General features: G+C 71.9%; 14 protein-coding genes. 5 read left to right on the forward strand and 9 right to left on the reverse strand.

The features are described 5' to 3' along the window. Positions 1-6: 6 nt before the first annotated feature. From ACGFIM_RS08075 to ACGFIM_RS08085, 3 genes are all read right to left on the reverse strand, one after another. Positions 7-774 carry an N-acetylmuramoyl-L-alanine amidase gene (locus ACGFIM_RS08075; protein WP_393196501.1) on the reverse strand — a complete coding sequence of 256 codons (768 nt, stop codon included), beginning with the start codon at positions 772-774 and terminating at the stop codon, positions 7-9. A gap of 81 nt (positions 775-855) precedes the next feature. Beyond that, positions 856-1,794 (reverse strand): S-methyl-5-thioribose-1-phosphate isomerase, encoded by a 939-nt coding sequence (gene mtnA / locus ACGFIM_RS08080; protein ID WP_393196504.1) that lies wholly within the window; start codon positions 1,792-1,794, stop codon positions 856-858. 34 nt (positions 1,795-1,828) lie between these two features. Next, on the reverse strand, positions 1,829-3,694 hold the full coding sequence (locus tag ACGFIM_RS08085) for a potassium transporter TrkA (protein ID WP_393196507.1): 1,866 nt from the start codon (positions 3,692-3,694) through the stop codon (positions 1,829-1,831). A gap of 218 nt (positions 3,695-3,912) precedes the next feature. On the opposite strand from ACGFIM_RS08085, the gene ACGFIM_RS08090 reads away from it, so the two are divergent. The 4 genes from ACGFIM_RS08090 (at position 3,913) to ACGFIM_RS08105 (ending at position 9,434) form a co-directional block, all read left to right on the forward strand. Then, positions 3,913-5,022, forward strand: a complete 1,110-nt coding sequence (locus ACGFIM_RS08090) for a DUF5925 domain-containing protein (protein WP_393196509.1) — start codon at positions 3,913-3,915, stop codon at positions 5,020-5,022. A 153-nt stretch (positions 5,023-5,175) separates the two neighbouring features. Then, positions 5,176-6,306, forward strand: a complete 1,131-nt coding sequence (locus ACGFIM_RS08095; RefSeq protein ID WP_393196512.1) for a C39 family peptidase — start codon at positions 5,176-5,178, stop codon at positions 6,304-6,306. A 3-nt stretch (positions 6,307-6,309) separates the two neighbouring features. Continuing rightward, complete coding sequence (locus tag ACGFIM_RS08100; protein WP_393196515.1) at positions 6,310-8,169, forward strand: prolyl oligopeptidase family serine peptidase; 1,860 nt, start codon at positions 6,310-6,312, stop codon at positions 8,167-8,169. Continuing rightward, on the forward strand, positions 8,166-9,434 hold the full coding sequence (locus ACGFIM_RS08105; RefSeq protein ID WP_393196518.1) for a M20/M25/M40 family metallo-hydrolase: 1,269 nt from the start codon (positions 8,166-8,168) through the stop codon (positions 9,432-9,434). Before ACGFIM_RS08100 ends, ACGFIM_RS08105 begins: the two co-directional genes overlap by 4 nt. Here the strand turns inward: ACGFIM_RS08105 and ACGFIM_RS08110 are convergent, their stop codons facing one another. The 3 genes from ACGFIM_RS08110 to ACGFIM_RS08120 all read right to left on the reverse strand — a co-directional run bounded on the left by ACGFIM_RS08110 (position 9,435) and on the right by ACGFIM_RS08120 (position 11,730). After that, positions 9,435-10,178, reverse strand: coding sequence for a DUF427 domain-containing protein (locus tag ACGFIM_RS08110; protein ID WP_393196521.1), 744 nt, complete (start codon positions 10,176-10,178; stop codon positions 9,435-9,437). A gap of 202 nt (positions 10,179-10,380) precedes the next feature. Beyond that, entirely contained in the window at positions 10,381-10,968 is a 588-nt protein-coding gene (locus ACGFIM_RS08115; RefSeq protein WP_393196524.1) for a hypothetical protein, read from the reverse strand. 294 nt (positions 10,969-11,262) lie between these two features. Beyond that, positions 11,263-11,730: an adenylyltransferase/cytidyltransferase family protein gene (locus ACGFIM_RS08120; protein ID WP_393196527.1), complete on the reverse strand. Its 468-nt coding sequence runs from the start codon at positions 11,728-11,730 to the stop codon at positions 11,263-11,265. 169 nt (positions 11,731-11,899) lie between these two features. On the opposite strand from ACGFIM_RS08120, the gene ACGFIM_RS08125 reads away from it, so the two are divergent. Next, positions 11,900-12,352, forward strand: a complete 453-nt coding sequence (locus ACGFIM_RS08125; protein WP_393196530.1) for an ATP-binding protein — start codon at positions 11,900-11,902, stop codon at positions 12,350-12,352. Between the two features lie 13 nt (positions 12,353-12,365). On the opposite strand, the gene ACGFIM_RS08130 is transcribed toward ACGFIM_RS08125, so the two are convergent. The 3 genes from ACGFIM_RS08130 to ACGFIM_RS08140 all read right to left on the reverse strand — a co-directional run bounded on the left by ACGFIM_RS08130 (position 12,366) and on the right by ACGFIM_RS08140 (position 15,480). Beyond that, on the reverse strand, positions 12,366-13,337 hold the full coding sequence (locus ACGFIM_RS08130; protein ID WP_393196533.1) for a response regulator transcription factor: 972 nt from the start codon (positions 13,335-13,337) through the stop codon (positions 12,366-12,368). A 455-nt stretch (positions 13,338-13,792) separates the two neighbouring features. Next, entirely contained in the window at positions 13,793-14,761 is a 969-nt protein-coding gene (locus ACGFIM_RS08135; RefSeq protein WP_393196536.1) for a magnesium transporter CorA family protein, read from the reverse strand. Continuing rightward, positions 14,761-15,480, reverse strand: coding sequence for a DUF72 domain-containing protein (locus ACGFIM_RS08140; RefSeq protein ID WP_393196539.1), 720 nt, complete (start codon positions 15,478-15,480; stop codon positions 14,761-14,763). The genes ACGFIM_RS08135 and ACGFIM_RS08140 overlap by 1 nt, the downstream gene beginning before the upstream one ends. Positions 15,481-15,506: the final 26 nt, after the last annotated feature.

Consider the following 15,506-nt stretch of genomic DNA (forward strand, 5'->3'; position numbering starts at 1 on the left):
CGGGGTCTAACCCTCCCAGGTCAGGCGCCAGGTGATCGGCCCGACGATGCCGTCCACGGTCACGCCCTGCTGCCGCTGGAAGCGGCGGCACATGTCGCGCGACTGCGGTCCGTACGCGCCGTCCACGTCCAGCTCCCAGCCGCGCCGCCGCATCTGCGCCTGCCAGGTGAGCACGTCCTCGCCGCGCATCACGGGCGGGTAGCCGAGCAGCCGTCCGGGGAACGGCGGAGCCACCGGGGCGGCGCCGCCCTCGTCGTCGCCGCCGCCCGGGCGGGGCGCGCCGCGCCGCACCCAGGCGTAGAGCGGCTCGCCCGGGCAGTCGGTGGCGTAGCCGTCGCGGTGGCCCTTGATCTCCTTGCCGGCGCTGCCGTTGCGCCGGACGAACTCGATGGCGTCGACGATGGCGTGCAGCATGCCGTCGGGCGGGCGGACCAGGCCGGCGTTGCCGACCAGGCCGAGCACGGCGTAGTGGCCGGCGTTCAGCCCGGGGCCGTTGGCGGCGGGCAGGTGGTGCAGGCCCCGGCCCTCGAACACCTTGCGGTGCGGGCAGGCGACGTAGCTGTAGCCGATGTCGATCCAGCCGTTGCCGTCCATGTGGTAGGCCTGGATGGAACGTACCAACGCCACGCACCGGTCGTGGTCGGACACGATGGCCTCATCGACCCTGCCGCCCGTGTAATGAACCTTGACTCCTTTGGTGGAGTCGAGCTGTGTGTAGTCGCCGCGCGGGGCGCGGGCGTTCCATTCGCGCCTTAACACCAGGTCGATGGCCACCGTGAGCTCCGAGAATCGCTGTCTTGGCAACTGAGCGTAACCCGGAGGGCGCGAACCGGTCAGGGGATCGCCGATATTCCTTTACGGTCTGATGACCCGCCGCTCGGTCACGATCGCGGTGATGAGGTCATGGGGCGTCACGTCGAAGGCCGGGTTGAGCGCCCGCGTGCCCTCGGGGGCGATGCGCACGCCGCGGATGGAGACGATCTCTTCGGGCCCGCGGTCCTCGATCTCGATCTTGTCGCCCGACGGGGTGTCGGGGTCGATCGTGGACTCGGGCGCGACCACGATGAACGGCACGCCGGCGCGCTCCGCGCCGAGCGCCAGCGCGTACGAGCCGATCTTGTTGGCGGTGTCGCCGTTGGCGGCGATGCGGTCGGCGCCGATGAGCACCGCGTCGACGTCGGCCCGCGCCAGCAGGTAGGGGCCCGCGGAGTCGGCGATGAGGCGGTGGGGCGCGCCCATCCTGGCCAGCTCCCACGTGGTGAGCCTGGCGCCCTGCAGCAGCGGCCGGGTCTCCAGCACCAGCACCTCGGCCAGCCGCCCCCGCTCGTGGAGCGTCTGCACGACGCTGAGCGCGGTGCCGCGCTCGACGGCGGCGAGCCCGCCGGTGTTGCACACGGTCATGACGCGCAGGCGGTCGCCTTCGAGCAGGTCGGCGCCGCGCTCGCCCATGGCCCTGCTCGCGGCCAGCTCGTCGTCGCGCACGCGCAGGGCCGCGGCCAGCACGGCCTCGCGGCCCTCGCTCAGGTGGGCGGCCGCCTGGTCGACGCCCCGGGCGAGGTTGACCGCGGTGGGCCGGGCGGCGCGCAGCGCGGCGATCTGGCCGGGGTCACCGTCGGCCAGCACGACGCCGAGCGCCCCCGCCACGCCGAGCGCCGGCGCACCGCGCACCGCCAGCCGCCGGATGGCGTCGACCAACTCGGCGACGGTGTGGATGCGCAGCGTCACGCACTTGTCGGGCAGCAGGGTCTGGTCGATGATCTCGACGGCGCCGTCCACCCAGTCGATGGTCCTCACGGCAGAAACGTAACCCAATCTCGCGTCGCGGCGATCAGCGTCCGGACAGCACGATCACGCAGTCGCGCTCGCCCAGCACGATCGGCTTCCTCTTGTCGGGGTTGAGGACGATGCCGTAGTGCGGCGGATCGTTCCTGCCGCTGTTGTCGCGGTAGCCGATGGCGGTCTCGCCCCTGCGCCGCGCGGCCTCCACGACGGTGGAGAACGACACCTCCACGCCCGTCTTGACGTAGTCGGTGGCCGGGCGCGGGTAGACCTCCGAGCCGCGCGAGTCGAAGAGATAGGAGAACACCTCCGCGAGGTGCCGGTTCTCGGCGAGCTGGGCGAGCAGCAGGCCGATGACCGTGTCGCTGATCACGATGTCGTCGGCCTCGGTGACCTCGGCCAGGGCGCGGTTGCTCTCTTCGTGCATCTCGCTGACGATCGAGTAGTGCTCGCCGAGCGTCTTCTGCATGTCGCGCAGCTGCAGCAGCGTCATGAGCGTGCGCGTGTCGGCGTGGTGCGGGGCGTAGCGGTCGTCGGAGAGCACGATGACGTGCTGGAACAGGCCGACTCCGAGCGCCTCCAGCTCGAACCTGTCGGTGGTGGCGCAGTCCTTGACGTTGACGGTGAGGTTGCGCAGGCCCGTGAGATCCATGCCGGCCTTGGGATGGTCGGTCGCGACCTCCAGCACCGAGCCGGGGGCGACGTAGCCGTCGAGGTAGCGGATGACCTGCTCGGCGCGGCCGTTCCAGTTGAGCAGCAGCGTGCGCTCGGGCTCGGTGGGCGCCTTCTCCGTCGCGACGATCGCCGCCTCATCGATCCGCGGCTCCTCATCGGCCAGCCGGACGTGGGAGTCGTCCTCGGCGATGACGATCACCTGGTCGTCGGCGTTGATGACGGTGTCGAACGGCGGGTTGAGCACGACGCCGGTCGGGCGGCGCAGGCCGATCACGGAGGCGGTCTCGTACGCGTGCAGCGCCTCCCCGTAGGTGACGCCGACGAGCTTCTTCGGGGTGCGGAGGTAGATCTCGCCGCCGTCGAAGTTCAGCAGGTCCATGCAGACCACGGACATGCCGGACTGGCGGGAGGACTGCACGATCAGCCGGGAGGCGGTGTCGTCGGAGTCGACCAGGTGCACGTCGTCGCCGCCGGCCAGGCGGGCGGCGGCCATGTTGCGGCTGGAGGTGAGCGCGGCCACCACCGGCGGGCGGATGCCCTCGCGCTTGGCCAGCGCGAGCAGGATCTTGATGACGTGGGCGTCGGGGTCGTCGCGCTCGGGCGAGAGCACGACGACGGAGCGGGCGGTGGCGAGGTTCATCAGCTCCAGGTCGCGCGGCTCGGTCGGGCGTCCCGTGCGGCAGACGACGCGGGTGTGGCCGAGGTCGCCGAGCCGCTCCCTGATGTCCTCCTCCATCTCCAATTTGTCACGTTCCGCAAGGATCGAGATGACGGAGTGCTTCTGGCTGGCCTGGGCCTTGGCCAGCTCGGAGATGATCGTGAACACCTGGTCGGACCAGCCGAGGATCACCGTGTGCCCCGACTCCACGATCCGCGAGCGCCCTCGGCGCAGCCGGTCCACCTTCTGCTTCAGGCCGTTGGACAGCAGACCGACCAGCATGCTGACGATGAACAATCCGCCGAGCGACATGGCGAACATGACGCCCACGTACGCCACCGAGCCCTCGTCGCTGGCCACCTTGCCCGGGCTCAGCGCGTGCATGAGGGCAATCCACATGATCTCGCCGGCGTGCCGCACACCGTCGGGCTCACCGGGAGCGAGCCACAGCGTCAACCCCGTCACGACCACGATGAGCGCCAGGGACACGATCGCCAGCCACCCGATGAGCGAGGCGGTCCCCTTGGACATGGTGTTGTCGAACCAGTACCTCGCCCGCTCGCGGAACGTGACTTTCGGCACTTCCCCCACACCTCCGCTTAAGCACTGATTTACCCGACGTCACAAGGTACCGGGCGACGTTGGCCCGCGCATGGCGAAGCACTCCGAATCCCCTACGCCATAGGGCCTGGCGCGCCCGGCGCCCTCCTCGCGACCCGGCTGGGTACCCTCAGAGGGACACAGTGTCCCCAGCCGAAAACTCGTCGACATACGGCCCCGAGACGGAGATCATCAACGGTATGTCTGTGATCAAGGAGGTGCCGTTCCCCAGCCCGGACTCCTCTGAGCTCCCGATGAACATCTGGATCGACGACGCCGACTCCGCCATCGACGTGATCGACGCGCTGGCGCTGTCGCCGTTCGCGACGGGCGTGCAGCCGTGGTCCCGCCTGGCCAACCTCGAGCGCGTGCGCCCCGACGCCCCGCTCGCCCCCGCCGGCGGCCGGGTGCTGCGCACCGCCCGGGTGGAGGACGGCCCGGAGTCGCGGCTCATCTGCGGAGACGGCTGGACGCTGCGGGTCGTGCGCCACCGCAACCGGACGGCGACGGTCAGCGTGACCGCGGTCAACGAGGACCTCGCCAAGAGCGTGCTCGCCGAGAGCATCGAGGGGGCGGAGGAGCCCCTTCCCGAAGCCGATCACGTGGAGATGGGCTTCTGGTGGCGCGGCATGCACGGCGGCACCCGGTCCGAGAAGCCCATCACGGCGCAGCCCTGGTCGGAGATCAGCGGCAACTACTCGGCCAAGATCCGCCCCGCGCTCGACCGGCTCATGTCGATCAGGCCGGAGGACGTCAGCGGGCGCCTCATCCTGCTGCACGGCGAGCCCGGCACGGGCAAGACCACGCTGCTGCGCACCCTCGCCAAGCAGTGGCGCGACTGGTGCCAGGTCGACTGCGTGCTCGACCCCGAGCGGCTGTTCAACGAGCCCGGCTATCTCATGGAGGTCGCCGTCGGCTACGACACCGACGAGGACTCCCAGCGCTGGCGGCTGCTCGTGCTCGAAGACTGCGACGAGCTCATCAGCTCCGGCGCCAAGGCGCAGGCGGGACAGGGGCTCTCCCGGCTGCTCAACCTCACCGACGGGCTGCTCGGGCAGGGCCGCGACGTCCTCGTCGCGATCACCACGAACGAGGACCTCGCCCGCCTCCACCCCGCCGTCGTCCGCCCCGGCCGCTGCCTGGCGCAGCTCGAGGTGGGGCCGCTGAGCAAGGAGGAGGCGACCGCGTGGCTCGGCACGTCCGAGGGCGTCGGCCCGTCGGGCGCCACCCTGGCCCAGCTGTACGCGCTGCGCGCCGGCCGCGAGATCACCCCGACGCCCGGCGACGAGTCCACCGGCCTCTACCTGTGACCGGCCCGGGGGCGCAGGTCCTGCGTCCCCAGGCCGGCGGGCCGGCCACAGGACGCCCCGCCCGCCGGGCGCCCCGGCCGCCCGCGGCACGCACGGACCGGCGATCCCCGGTACGTAAACCATCCGATGTGCGACCTGCCGCACAAAACCACAATGTGGCTGGTGCTCACCGTCGATCTGGCCCGCGTAGCCTTCACCCGCTTCGCCGTACCGACGACCCCGGACGACGCCGCACCGACGACCCTGGAAGGCCCGGCGGCGCGGCAAGGCACCGTACCGGCGAGCCGGGAAAGCGCGGAGTGGACGAGCGACGAGCACCCGATCGGCTTCGCCGCCACCCAGATCATCCCGTCGTGGACGGCCCGCACTCCGCCCGGCTCATGGATCGAGATCGTCTTGCGCGCCAGGCCCGCCGCGCAGCCGGAGAAGTGGACCAAGTGGTACGTCATGGGCCGCTGGTCCGAGCACGGCGACCCGCGCACGTCGGTGCCCGGCCAGGGCGACGAGGACGGTGACGTCGCGGTGGACACGTTCGTGGCCAGGCACCCGGTGACGGCCTACCAGGTACGGGTGACCTGGCACGGCGAGGGCGCCGAGATGACCGGGCTGGGCGTCATGGCCTCGGCCCTGCCGCCCCACCCGCCGGCAGCGAGCGCCTTCGGCCCCGGCGGCGCGGTGGAGCTGGACGTGCCCCGCCACTCGCAGCATGCGCACGCGGGCCACCACCCGCGCTTCGACGGCGGCGGCGCCAACTGGTGCAGCCCGGCCTCGGTGGCGATGGTGCTGGCGTACTGGGGCCGCGGCCCGTCGCCGGACGAGCTGGCCTGGGTGGGCGACGGCGACCCCGCTCCGGCGGTGGACCACGCGGCGGCGGGCACGTACGACGCGAGCTACCAGGGCACCGGCAACTGGCCGTTCAACGTGGCCTACGCCGGCCGCTACGGCCTGCGGGGCCTCGTGACCCGGCTGCGATCGGCGGCGGAGCTGGAGCCGTTCGTCAGGGCCGGCATCCCGGTGATCACCTCGCAGTCGTTCAAGGCGCACGAGCTGCCCGGCTCCTGCTACAGCACCGACGGCCACATCCTGGTCGTCACCGGCTTCACGGCCGGCGGCGACGTCGTGGTCAACGACCCCGCCGCTCCCACGGACGACGAGGTCAGGCGGGTCTATCCGCGGGCCGCGTTCGAGCACGTGTGGCTCAGAAGCTCGGGCAGCGGCGGCATCGTGTACGTGCTGCACCCCCCAGACGTCCCTCTTCCTCCGAGTACCAACGGCAATTGGTGAGTTATGAGCATTAGCCCGATCGACGTGGCCAGAACCGACGGCGGACCCCAATGGGTGGAGGCGGTGGCCACATCCGCCGGGGTCGAGGTGTGGTGGGACGAGCCCCGCCCGCACGAGGGAGGACGGCGCTGCGTGGTCCGCCGCCTGCCGGACGGCACCCGTACGGACGCGCTCCCCGAGGGCTGGAACGCGCGCAACCGGCTCGTCGAGTACGGCGGCCGCTCCTGGCGTCCGCTGCCCGGCGGCGGCCTGGTCTTCACGAACTGGTCCGACCAGCGCCTCTATCGCCTCGACGACGGCGGGACGCCGATGCCGCTCACGCCCGAGGGCCCGTCGCGCTACGGCGACCTGTACCTGCCGCCGGGCCGCGCGGAGGTGTGGGCGGTCAGGGAGACGAACGACGAGCGCGACCTGGTGGCGGTGCCGCTGGACGGCGGCGGCGTACGGGTCATCGTCAAAGCGCAGCACTTCCTGATGAACCCGCGCATCTCCCCCGACGGCCGCAAGGTCGCCTGGATCGGCTGGGACCACCCGAACATGCCCTGGGACGGCACGGAGCTGTGCGTCGCGCCGTTGCACGACGACGGCACGGCGGGGCCGTACGAGGTGGTGGCGGGCGGCCCGAGCGAGTCGGTGACACAGGCGGAGTGGCGCGACGCGGACAGCCTGTACGCGGTGACCGACCCGACCGGCTGGTGGAACGTGCACCTCGTGCCGCTCGGCGGCGGCCCCGCCCGCAACCTGACCCCGATGGAGTCGGAGTTCGGCGTGGCGATGTGGAAGCCGGGCCTTTCCACGTTCGCGGTGGCCGAGGACGGCCGCCTGGTCGTCGTGCACGGCACCGCCGACCACCGCCGCCTGGGCGTGCTCGACCCGGAGACGGGCGAGCTGCGCGAGGTCGGCGGGGACGCCACCCACTGGTCGGCGACCGTCTCGGTGGCGGGCGGCAAGGCGGCGGCGGTGAAGGGGACGCCGTACACGCCGCTCGAGGTGACGCTGGTCGGGCTGGACGACGGCGCACACGAGGTGGTGTCGCCGCCCAAGCCGCTGCCGGACCGCGCGCTGCTGCCGGCCCCGGAGACGGTGACGATCGAGGGCGTGCACGCGCACCTGTACCCGCCGTCCGGCGCGCAGGCGCCCGGCCCGTATGTGATCTTCGTGCACGGCGGCCCCACCGGCTCCATGCCGCTGCTGCTCGACCTGGAGATCGCCTACTTCACCAGCAGGGGCATCGGCGTCGCGGTGGTGAACTACGGCGGCTCGACCGGGTACGGCCGCGCCTACCGGGAGCGGCTGCGCCACCAGTGGGGCGTGGTGGACGTACAGGACTGCGCCAAGGTGGCGCGCGGGCTGGTCGAGCGCGGCGTGGCCGACGCCAACAGGATCGCCATCAGGGGCGGCAGCGCGGGCGGCTGGACCACGGTGGCGGCGCTGGTGCACAGCGACGTGTTCGCGGGCGGCGTCGCGCACTACGCGATCACCGACCCGGAGAGCTGGGCCGCCGAGACCCACGACTTCGAGTCGCGCTATCTGGACGGCCTGGTAGGCCCGCTGCCCGAGACGCGGCAGCGCTACACCGAACGTTCCCCGCTGCTGAACGCCTCCCGCGCGTCGGGCCCGTGCCTCATGCTGCACGGTCTCGAGGACGCGATCGTGGACGTGAGCCAGGCCCAGCGGTTCACCGCCGAACTGGACAAACACGGTAAAGAGTGGGCCTTGCTCACCTTCCCTGGAGAACAGCACGGCTGGCGCAGGGAAGAGACCATCGTCGCGGCGCTGGAGGCCGAGCTGGCCTTCTACGGGCTGATCTTCGACATGGAGACCCCCGACGTGCCGCCTCTGACACTGAAGGGGAGAGCGTGAAGAGCGTCGCCGAGATCTGCTCGGACCTGATCAGGTTCGACACCACCAATCCCGGCTCCGGAGAACGACCGGCCGCCGAGTACGTCGCCACGCTGCTGGCCGACGCCGGGATGGAGCCGGTGGTCTTCGAGTCGGCGCCCAAGCGGACCACGGTCGTGACCAGGATCGACGGCGACTCGTCCGACGCGCTGCTGATCCACGGGCACCTCGACGTGGTGCCCGCCGACCCGTCCGAGTGGGCCATGCACCCGTTCTCGGGCGAGATCGTGGACGACTGCGTGTACGGCAGGGGCGCGGTCGACATGAAGGGCTCGTGCGCCATGACGCTGGCGACCGTGCTCGGCATGGCCGAGCGCGGCGAGCGGCCCAAGCGCGACCTGGTGCTGGCGTTCCTCGCCGACGAGGAGGCGACCGGCGACTACGGCTCGCGCCACGCGGTGGGCGAGCACCGCGAGCTGTTCGACGGGGTGAGCGAGGCCATCAGCGAGTCGGGCGGGTTCAGCGTCACCGCGGGCGAGCACCGCGTCTACCCGATCGCGGTGGGCGAGCGCGGCACCGCCTGGATGAAGCTGACCGCGCACGGCGTCGCCGGTCACGGCTCCCGCCCGCCGGCCGACAACCCGGTCGCGACGCTGGCGCACGCCCTGTCGCGAGTGGCGTCGTACGAGTGGCCGGTGCGCCTGACGCCCCCGGTCGCGGCGCTCATCAAGGACCTCGGCGAGATCACCGGGCAGCCGGTGGACCTCGACCGCCTCGACGCCGAGGCGGCCCGGCTCGGCGCGCTCGGCCACCTGTTCAAGGGCCAGATCCGCAACTCCGCCAACCCCACCATGCTGGACGCCGGCTACAAGGTGAACGTCGTGCCCTCCACGGCCGAGGCGCACGTGGACGGGCGCTACCTGCCGGGGCTGCAGGAGGAGTTCCTCGACGTCATCGACGACCTGCTCGGCCCGAAGGTGACCCGCGAGTTCGTCAACCTGGAGGACGCCCCGGGCGCGCCCTACCCGTCGCCGTTCTTCGACGAGCTGGCCGGAGCGCTGATGGCCGAGGACCCGAAGGCGCGGCCGGTGCCGTACGTGATGGCGGGCGGCACCGACGCCAAGTCGTTCGCCAGGATCGGGATCAAGGGCTACGGCTTCGCGCCGCTCATGCTCCGCCCCGACCTCGACTACTTCGGCATGTTCCACGGCAAGGACGAGCGGGTGCCGGTGGAGGGCCTGGAGTTCGGCACCCGCGTGCTGACCCGCCTGCTCACGGCCGCCTGATCAGGCGAACTTGGTCTTCGGCCGGTCCTGCCGCACGCCGTCCACGTAGACGTCGACCTTCTCGTCGTAGAAGGCGATCAGCCCGGCGATCTTCTCGCTCTCGGGCAGCGGCGTGCGGTAGGACCAGGCCAGGTCCTTCGTGCCGTTGACCGACCAGTACTCGGCCGTGCCCTTGTACGGGCAGTGCGTGACGGTGCCGGTGGGCTCCAGCAGGTCGAGCCGTACGTCGGTCTTGGGCAGGTAGTAGCGGGTGGGCAGCCCGGTCTCGAACAGCAGCCGCGGGCTGCGCGAATCGGCCACGGTGACGCCGTCCACCTCGATGCGGACGTGCCTCGAGCTGCTGAGGATGTCCACCCGCGTGTACGGGTCGCGCGGGTGGAAGAAGACCTCCTCGTCCTCCTCGAACCAGGCGTCCATGGCGTCCCACTCGAACCGCACATGGCCCCGGATCTCCTCGAGGGGCGAGTCGGGGTAGACGAGGGCGGCGTCCTTGGCCTCCGACGCGCCGGAGACGACGTCGTAGATCACCGCGTCGCCGCGGCTCGGCGAATGCCTGGTCGCGCCGGTCGGCTTGAGCGCGGACTCCTCGACGTCGGCCTGCGGAAAGTAGTAGGTGGGATAGTAGGGGACCTCCCACACCAGGAGGGCGGAGGTGGTGTCGGCCACCACCCGGCCGCCGAGGTAGGTCCTGACACGCTTGGCCGTACGCTCGACGCGCACCCGGCCGCGGCTCTTGGCATCCATAACGGCGGCAACCCGGCCGCCCGCACGCCTATTCCGCCGCCCCCTGCTGACCGCTCGCCGTTCCCGGACATGTTTCGCCGCCGCTTGGTCACCGCTCGCCGTTCGCGGACCATTCCGGCGCCGCTTTGTGACCACTCGCCGTTTCCGGGCGTGACCACTCGCCGTTTCCGGGCGCTCCGCCGTCGCTCTCGGGCGCCGGGCGTCAGCCGAGACCGAACGCGGCCAGCGTCCCCCACGTGATCAGCGCCCCCACCGCCGCCCCCGCGGTGACCTGGGACCAGGTGTGGTGCGACAGCCGCACCCGCGCCCACCCCACCAGCGCCACCACGGCCGCCCCGACGAGCACGGCCGGCCAGGCCGGCAGCACGTGCGCGAGGACCACGACCGTACCCGCGGAGACGGCGGCGTGGAAGGAGATCTTCCAGCGCAGCGTGATCGGGACGGTCACGCCCAGCGCGATCAGCATCGCCGTCACCGTGGCCACGAGCAGCCTCGGCGCACCCATGAGGATCAGCAGCACCAGCGCGACCAGCACGGCCGCCACGGCCGCGAGCAGCGGCTTGGTGCGGCGCGTGCGGTCCACGATGTGATGCGAGTCCAGCCGGCCCCTGCGCACTCCCACCGCGATCACCGCCGCCGGCACCCCTCCGCACAGCGCCGACGCCACCAGCCCCCAGGCGGCGCCGCTCCACCCCTGCGCGAGCAGCCCGACGGCGGGCGGCATGACGATCACCAGAACTTGCGGGGCCAGGATGTTCGTCACCCGCTTCGCCACCAGCTCGGCCGTCATGTCACGAAACAGTACGCGATCATGCCCTGCATCCGCCCGACCGACCCGGCAAAACCCCAGGTAAGCCCTCGTATACCCACCATCTCCCCACCGGGCCCGCCCCTGCACCTCCGCTGACCTCGCCCGTCCATCGGCCCACCTCCGGCGATGAGGCGCCGGCCCGCCGTCGGACGCCGAGGTGGGTGAAGGCCCCGGCCGCGGAGGGCCGGCCCGCCAAAGCCCGGCCGCACAGGAACACCCCCGCGAAACCCCGGCCACGCAGAAACACCCCCGCGAAGGCCTGGCCGTGGAGGGTCAGCCCTGGGAGGCGGCGTTGACGATGCGGGTGGTGGAGCGGCCGGGGATGGCCTCCATCTCCCAGCACTCGGCCCCCAGGATGGCCGCCGCCGCGGCCCTGGCCCCCGCGTGCGGGTCGCCGGCGGTGTGGGCGAGCGCGCCGGGACGCATGGGGGCGAGCAGGTCGATGTAGTCCTCGGGCCCGTGCGCCTCGGGCGGCCCGGTCACGATGAACACGCCCGTCACGAACCGGAGCGCGGCCAGCACCTCGGCCCGCTCCGCCGCCGGGTTGACCGGCCGGGTCGGCCCCTTCCAGGCGCGCACCCGCGGATCGTCCTCGACACCGACGACGAGGGGGAGCCCGCGCGCGGCCACCGCGCCGAGGTAGCGCACGTGACCCACATGCAGAATGTCGAAGACTCCGGTGACGACCGCCGCGCCAGGCCGGTCGTACGGTTGCACCCAGACGGCCTCCAGGCTGCTCACGCGACCTCCTGCTCCCCCATGGGCCTAGACGACTCGTCGATCGCAGCGTACTCGGTCGGCGCGGCAGGCCGTGCAGCCGACCTCGGCAAGGCGATTCCTACCTTTTCGCGATACTCTCCGGGCCGCTGTTCGCGCGTCTCACTACGTCACCGATATGGGGGAGGTCGCCGTGGCACCGCCGGACAGGCAGCAGGTGATCGAGGACTACCGGCCCGGCCCAAGCGATCATGTGGTCCGGCTGCCGGGGAAACCGTCGCAGGTGTCGAGGGCCAGGGCACTGGTGGCGTCGGCGCTCGGCCGTGATCATCCGCTCTACGACGACGTGGTGCTGCTGACGAGCGAGCTGGCCACGAACGCCGTCCTGCACAGCAGGTCGGGTGCGGGGGGCTCGTTCACGGTGAGCCTGGCCAGCTCGCACGGCGCGGTACGGGTGTTCGTGACGGACTCGGGATCGGACCGGCCGCCGTGCATGTGCCGTACGGGGGCGCAGGACACCACCGGCCGGGGGCTGCCGCTGATCGAGGCGCTGAGCCACCGCTGGGGCTTCACCCGCGAGCAGGGCTCGACGACGGTCTGGTTCGAGCTGGTCAGCGAGCGGGTGCCCACCGGCCTGGCCGTCTGACGGGGCGGGGACGTCAGAGGTCGAGGCGGCACAGGCCCTCGGCGAGCGCCTTGGTGGTCAGGCGGGTACGGCTGTCGCAGCCGAGCTTGGCGAAGATGTGCTCCAGGTGCGTGGTCACCGTGCGCACGCTGAGCACGAGCGCCGCCGCGATCTGCGGATTGGAGTCGCCGGCCGCGACCCTGGTCAGCACGTCGACCTCGCGGCCGGTCAGGTCGTACGGCAACGTGCAGGGCCGCTCGGCCACCACCGCGCCCTGCAGCGAGCCCTGGAATCCGACCCCGGCCCTGACCAGCCGCACCTCGTGCCAGCCGCCGTCGGCGCCGAGCCACAGGCCGTGCCTGCTCAGCTCGCGCGAATCGATGAAGGACCGCGCGTACGCGGCCATCGCCGGGTCGTCCCACAGCACCGGCGAGACCTCGTGGCCGGGCACCTCGCGCCGGGTGCCGAGCCGGTCGAAGGCGACCGCGCGGAACCCGGCCGGCAAGCCCACCGGGTCGATCACGCACCGGTTGAGGTCGGTGATGTGCGCGAGCAGCGGGCTGACGGCCGATACCAGCGCGCCGGTACGCGGCGGGAACGCCTCCCTGGCGGCCAGGTGGAGCAGGCCGGTGAAGCGGCCCTCGTCGAGGAAGAGCGGCGCGGTCAGCCCGGCCCGCCAGCCGTAGGGCGCGAGGTGGCGGCGGAAGTAGCGCTCGGTGTCGGGCTCGGGCATCTCGACGGGCTCGCGGGTGGCGAGCGCCCTGCGGTAGGCGTCGAGCCCGGCGTACTCCTCGGCCGCGTCGTGGTCGATGCGCGGGTGGCCCTCGGAGATCACGCTGTGGTGGCGTCCGGTGGCGGGGTCGTAGGCGACGAACTCGTACGCGTCGAGCGGGACGACGCGGCGCAGCGCCGCCATCGCGCCCTGGGCGCCCCCACCGCCCGCGACCTGGTAGCCGACCTCGGCGAACGCCTGGAGATGGCGCACGTCAACGGTGATCTGGGCCACGCCTGCCTTTATACCATTTACGGTTTTCGGACCTTCCCTTTACCGATGACCTCCGTGTTACGCGGCGGACGCGGGCGCGTGTTCCCGCGTGCCCGCGCGGCTCGGGGCTCCCCTACCGGCCGCCGGCGGGAGCGGCCGTGCACAAGGCCATCGAGGACTAGGTCCACGAGCTCGAGCGCAGGAACGGCTGCCAGCACGTCAACTCGCCGGTGCTGGGCAAGCGGGAGCTCGAACGACAGATCGGCCGCTGGGCGCACTACCCCGCGGGGCCGCGAGAGCACCCTGTCCACCGTGCGGGCCGGCCACTTCCAGCCCGGGCGCTTCGGCCTGGGCGTCCCGTGATGATGCACCGCAGCGTGGTGGGCGGCATCGAGCGGCTGGTCGCCCACCTCGTCGAGGTGCACGGCGGCGCCGGCGCTGCGGCCCGCCCGCGACGTGCGGGGCCGGCCCAGCGATCAGAGCCAGTCGTTCTTCTTGAACACGACGTACAGCGTCACCGAGGTGAGCGCCATCAGCACCATGGACAGCCAGAACCCCCACAGCTCGCCGATGCCCGGGTAGGGCACGTTCTGCCCGTAGAAGCCGGTGATCGCGGTGGGCACGGCGATGATCGCCGCCCAGCTCGTGATCTTCTTCATGATCACGTTGAGCCGGAAGCCCTGCTGCGACAGCTGGGTGTCGCGGACGTTGGCGAGCATGTCGCGGACCTCGTCCACCCACTCGCCGACGCGCAGCACGTGGTCGCGGACGTCCTCGTAGTAAGGGGCCATGACCGGGTCGCTCATCAGCGCCTCGTCCCGCCTGAGCAGGGTGCCGATGACCTCGCGCATCGGCACGGAGACGCGGCGCAGCTTGGTGACGTTCTTGCGCAGCACGTACAGGGTGCGCTGGAGGCTCTCGTCGTCGGTGAGCTCGCCGGCGAACAGCGACTCCTCCAGCGTCTCGGCCTGCGCGTCGAGGTCCTGCGCCACGTCGAACTGGGTGTCCACGACGTAGTCGAGCAGGCCGTGCAGCAGGAACATCACGCCGTGCCCGGCCAGGTGGGCGGCGGCGTCCCAGCGCTTGAGCACCTCGCCGATGTCGAAGTGCGCGCTCTCGCGCACGGTGACCAGCACGTTGGCGGTGACGAACACGTCCACCTCGACGGCGTGCACGCGTTCACCGTCGAAGTGCACCCCGTAGGCGGCGACGAACAGGTGGTTGTCGTAGATGTCCAGCTTGGGGCGCTGGTGGCCGGCCAGCACGTCCTCGACGGCCAGCTCGTGCAGCCCCAGCTCGTCGCCCAGCTTGTCCAGCTCGTCCCGCGTCGGCGAGCACAGGTCGAACCAGACCGTGGCCTCCGGGTCGCCCAGATGCCCGGCGACCTCCCTGATGGGGAAGCCCTCCTTCTCCAGGCGGCCGCCCCGGTACAGACGGGTGTGCATCAGCCCATCCTGGCCAGCAGTGCCGTGAGACGTCGAGCATTGCGCACGGCCGCTCCCCCAGGGTCGTTGTTGAAGTAGACATAGGCGTCGGGCCATGCGGCGTCGCGGACACGGGCGGCCCAGGTCCGCAGCGCGCGCTCTCCGTACGCGCAGGCGGATCTGCCCTCGTGGAGGCGTACGTAACCCCATGGCGCGGTGCGCCAGAACGGCGCCTGCAGCCGGCCCAGCCGGTCGGCCCAGCACAGGGCGGCTCCGCGCGCCCGCAGCACCGCCCGCGTCTCCTCGCTCCACCACGACGGGTGCCGCGGCTCCACGGCCACCCGCACGCCCTGCGGGAAGCAGGCCAGGCAGCGGTCGAGCAGGGCGGGGTCCGCGCTGAGCGACGGCGGGAGCTGCAGCAGGACCGGCCCCAGCTTCTCCGCCAGCCCGGCCGCGGCGGCCATCAGCCGCGCCACCGGCTCCTCGGGCTGGTTCAGCCGCCTGATGTGGGTGAGGAACCTGCTGGCCTTGACCGCCATCACGAACCCGGGCGGCGTGCGCTCGCGCCAGGAGGCGAACACCTCCCTGCTCGGCAGCCGGTAGAAGGCGTTGTTGCTCTCCACGGTGGGGAACTCGCGCGCGTACGTCTCCAGCCACAGCCGCTGCGGCACCCCCTGCGGATAGAGCACCCCGCGCCAGTCCTTGTACTGCCAGCCCGAGGTGCCGACCAGCCACGTCATGCCGTTGCGTCTACCCCGGCCCGCCG

This window comes from Nonomuraea sp. NPDC049309, from assembly GCF_043196965.1.
Classification (GTDB): domain Bacteria; phylum Actinomycetota; class Actinomycetes; order Streptosporangiales; family Streptosporangiaceae; genus Nonomuraea; species Nonomuraea fastidiosa.

Excerpts from the sequence above, each read along its gene's own strand:
- ACGFIM_RS08095 (WP_393196512.1), top strand. The coding sequence starts at position 5,176 with ATGTGGCTGGTGCTCACCGTCGATCTGGCCCGCGTAGCCTTCACCCGC.
- ACGFIM_RS08115 (WP_393196524.1), bottom strand. The coding sequence starts at position 10,968 with ATGACGGCCGAGCTGGTGGCGAAGCGGGTGACGAACATCCTGGCCCCG.
- ACGFIM_RS08140 (WP_393196539.1), bottom strand. The coding sequence starts at position 15,480 with ATGACGTGGCTGGTCGGCACCTCGGGCTGGCAGTACAAGGACTGGCGC.
- ACGFIM_RS08110 (WP_393196521.1), bottom strand. The coding sequence starts at position 10,178 with ATGGATGCCAAGAGCCGCGGCCGGGTGCGCGTCGAGCGTACGGCCAAG.
- ACGFIM_RS08100 (WP_393196515.1), top strand. The coding sequence starts at position 6,310 with ATGAGCATTAGCCCGATCGACGTGGCCAGAACCGACGGCGGACCCCAA.
- ACGFIM_RS08090 (WP_393196509.1), top strand. The coding sequence starts at position 3,913 with ATGTCTGTGATCAAGGAGGTGCCGTTCCCCAGCCCGGACTCCTCTGAG.
- ACGFIM_RS08135 (WP_393196536.1), bottom strand. The coding sequence starts at position 14,761 with ATGCACACCCGTCTGTACCGGGGCGGCCGCCTGGAGAAGGAGGGCTTC.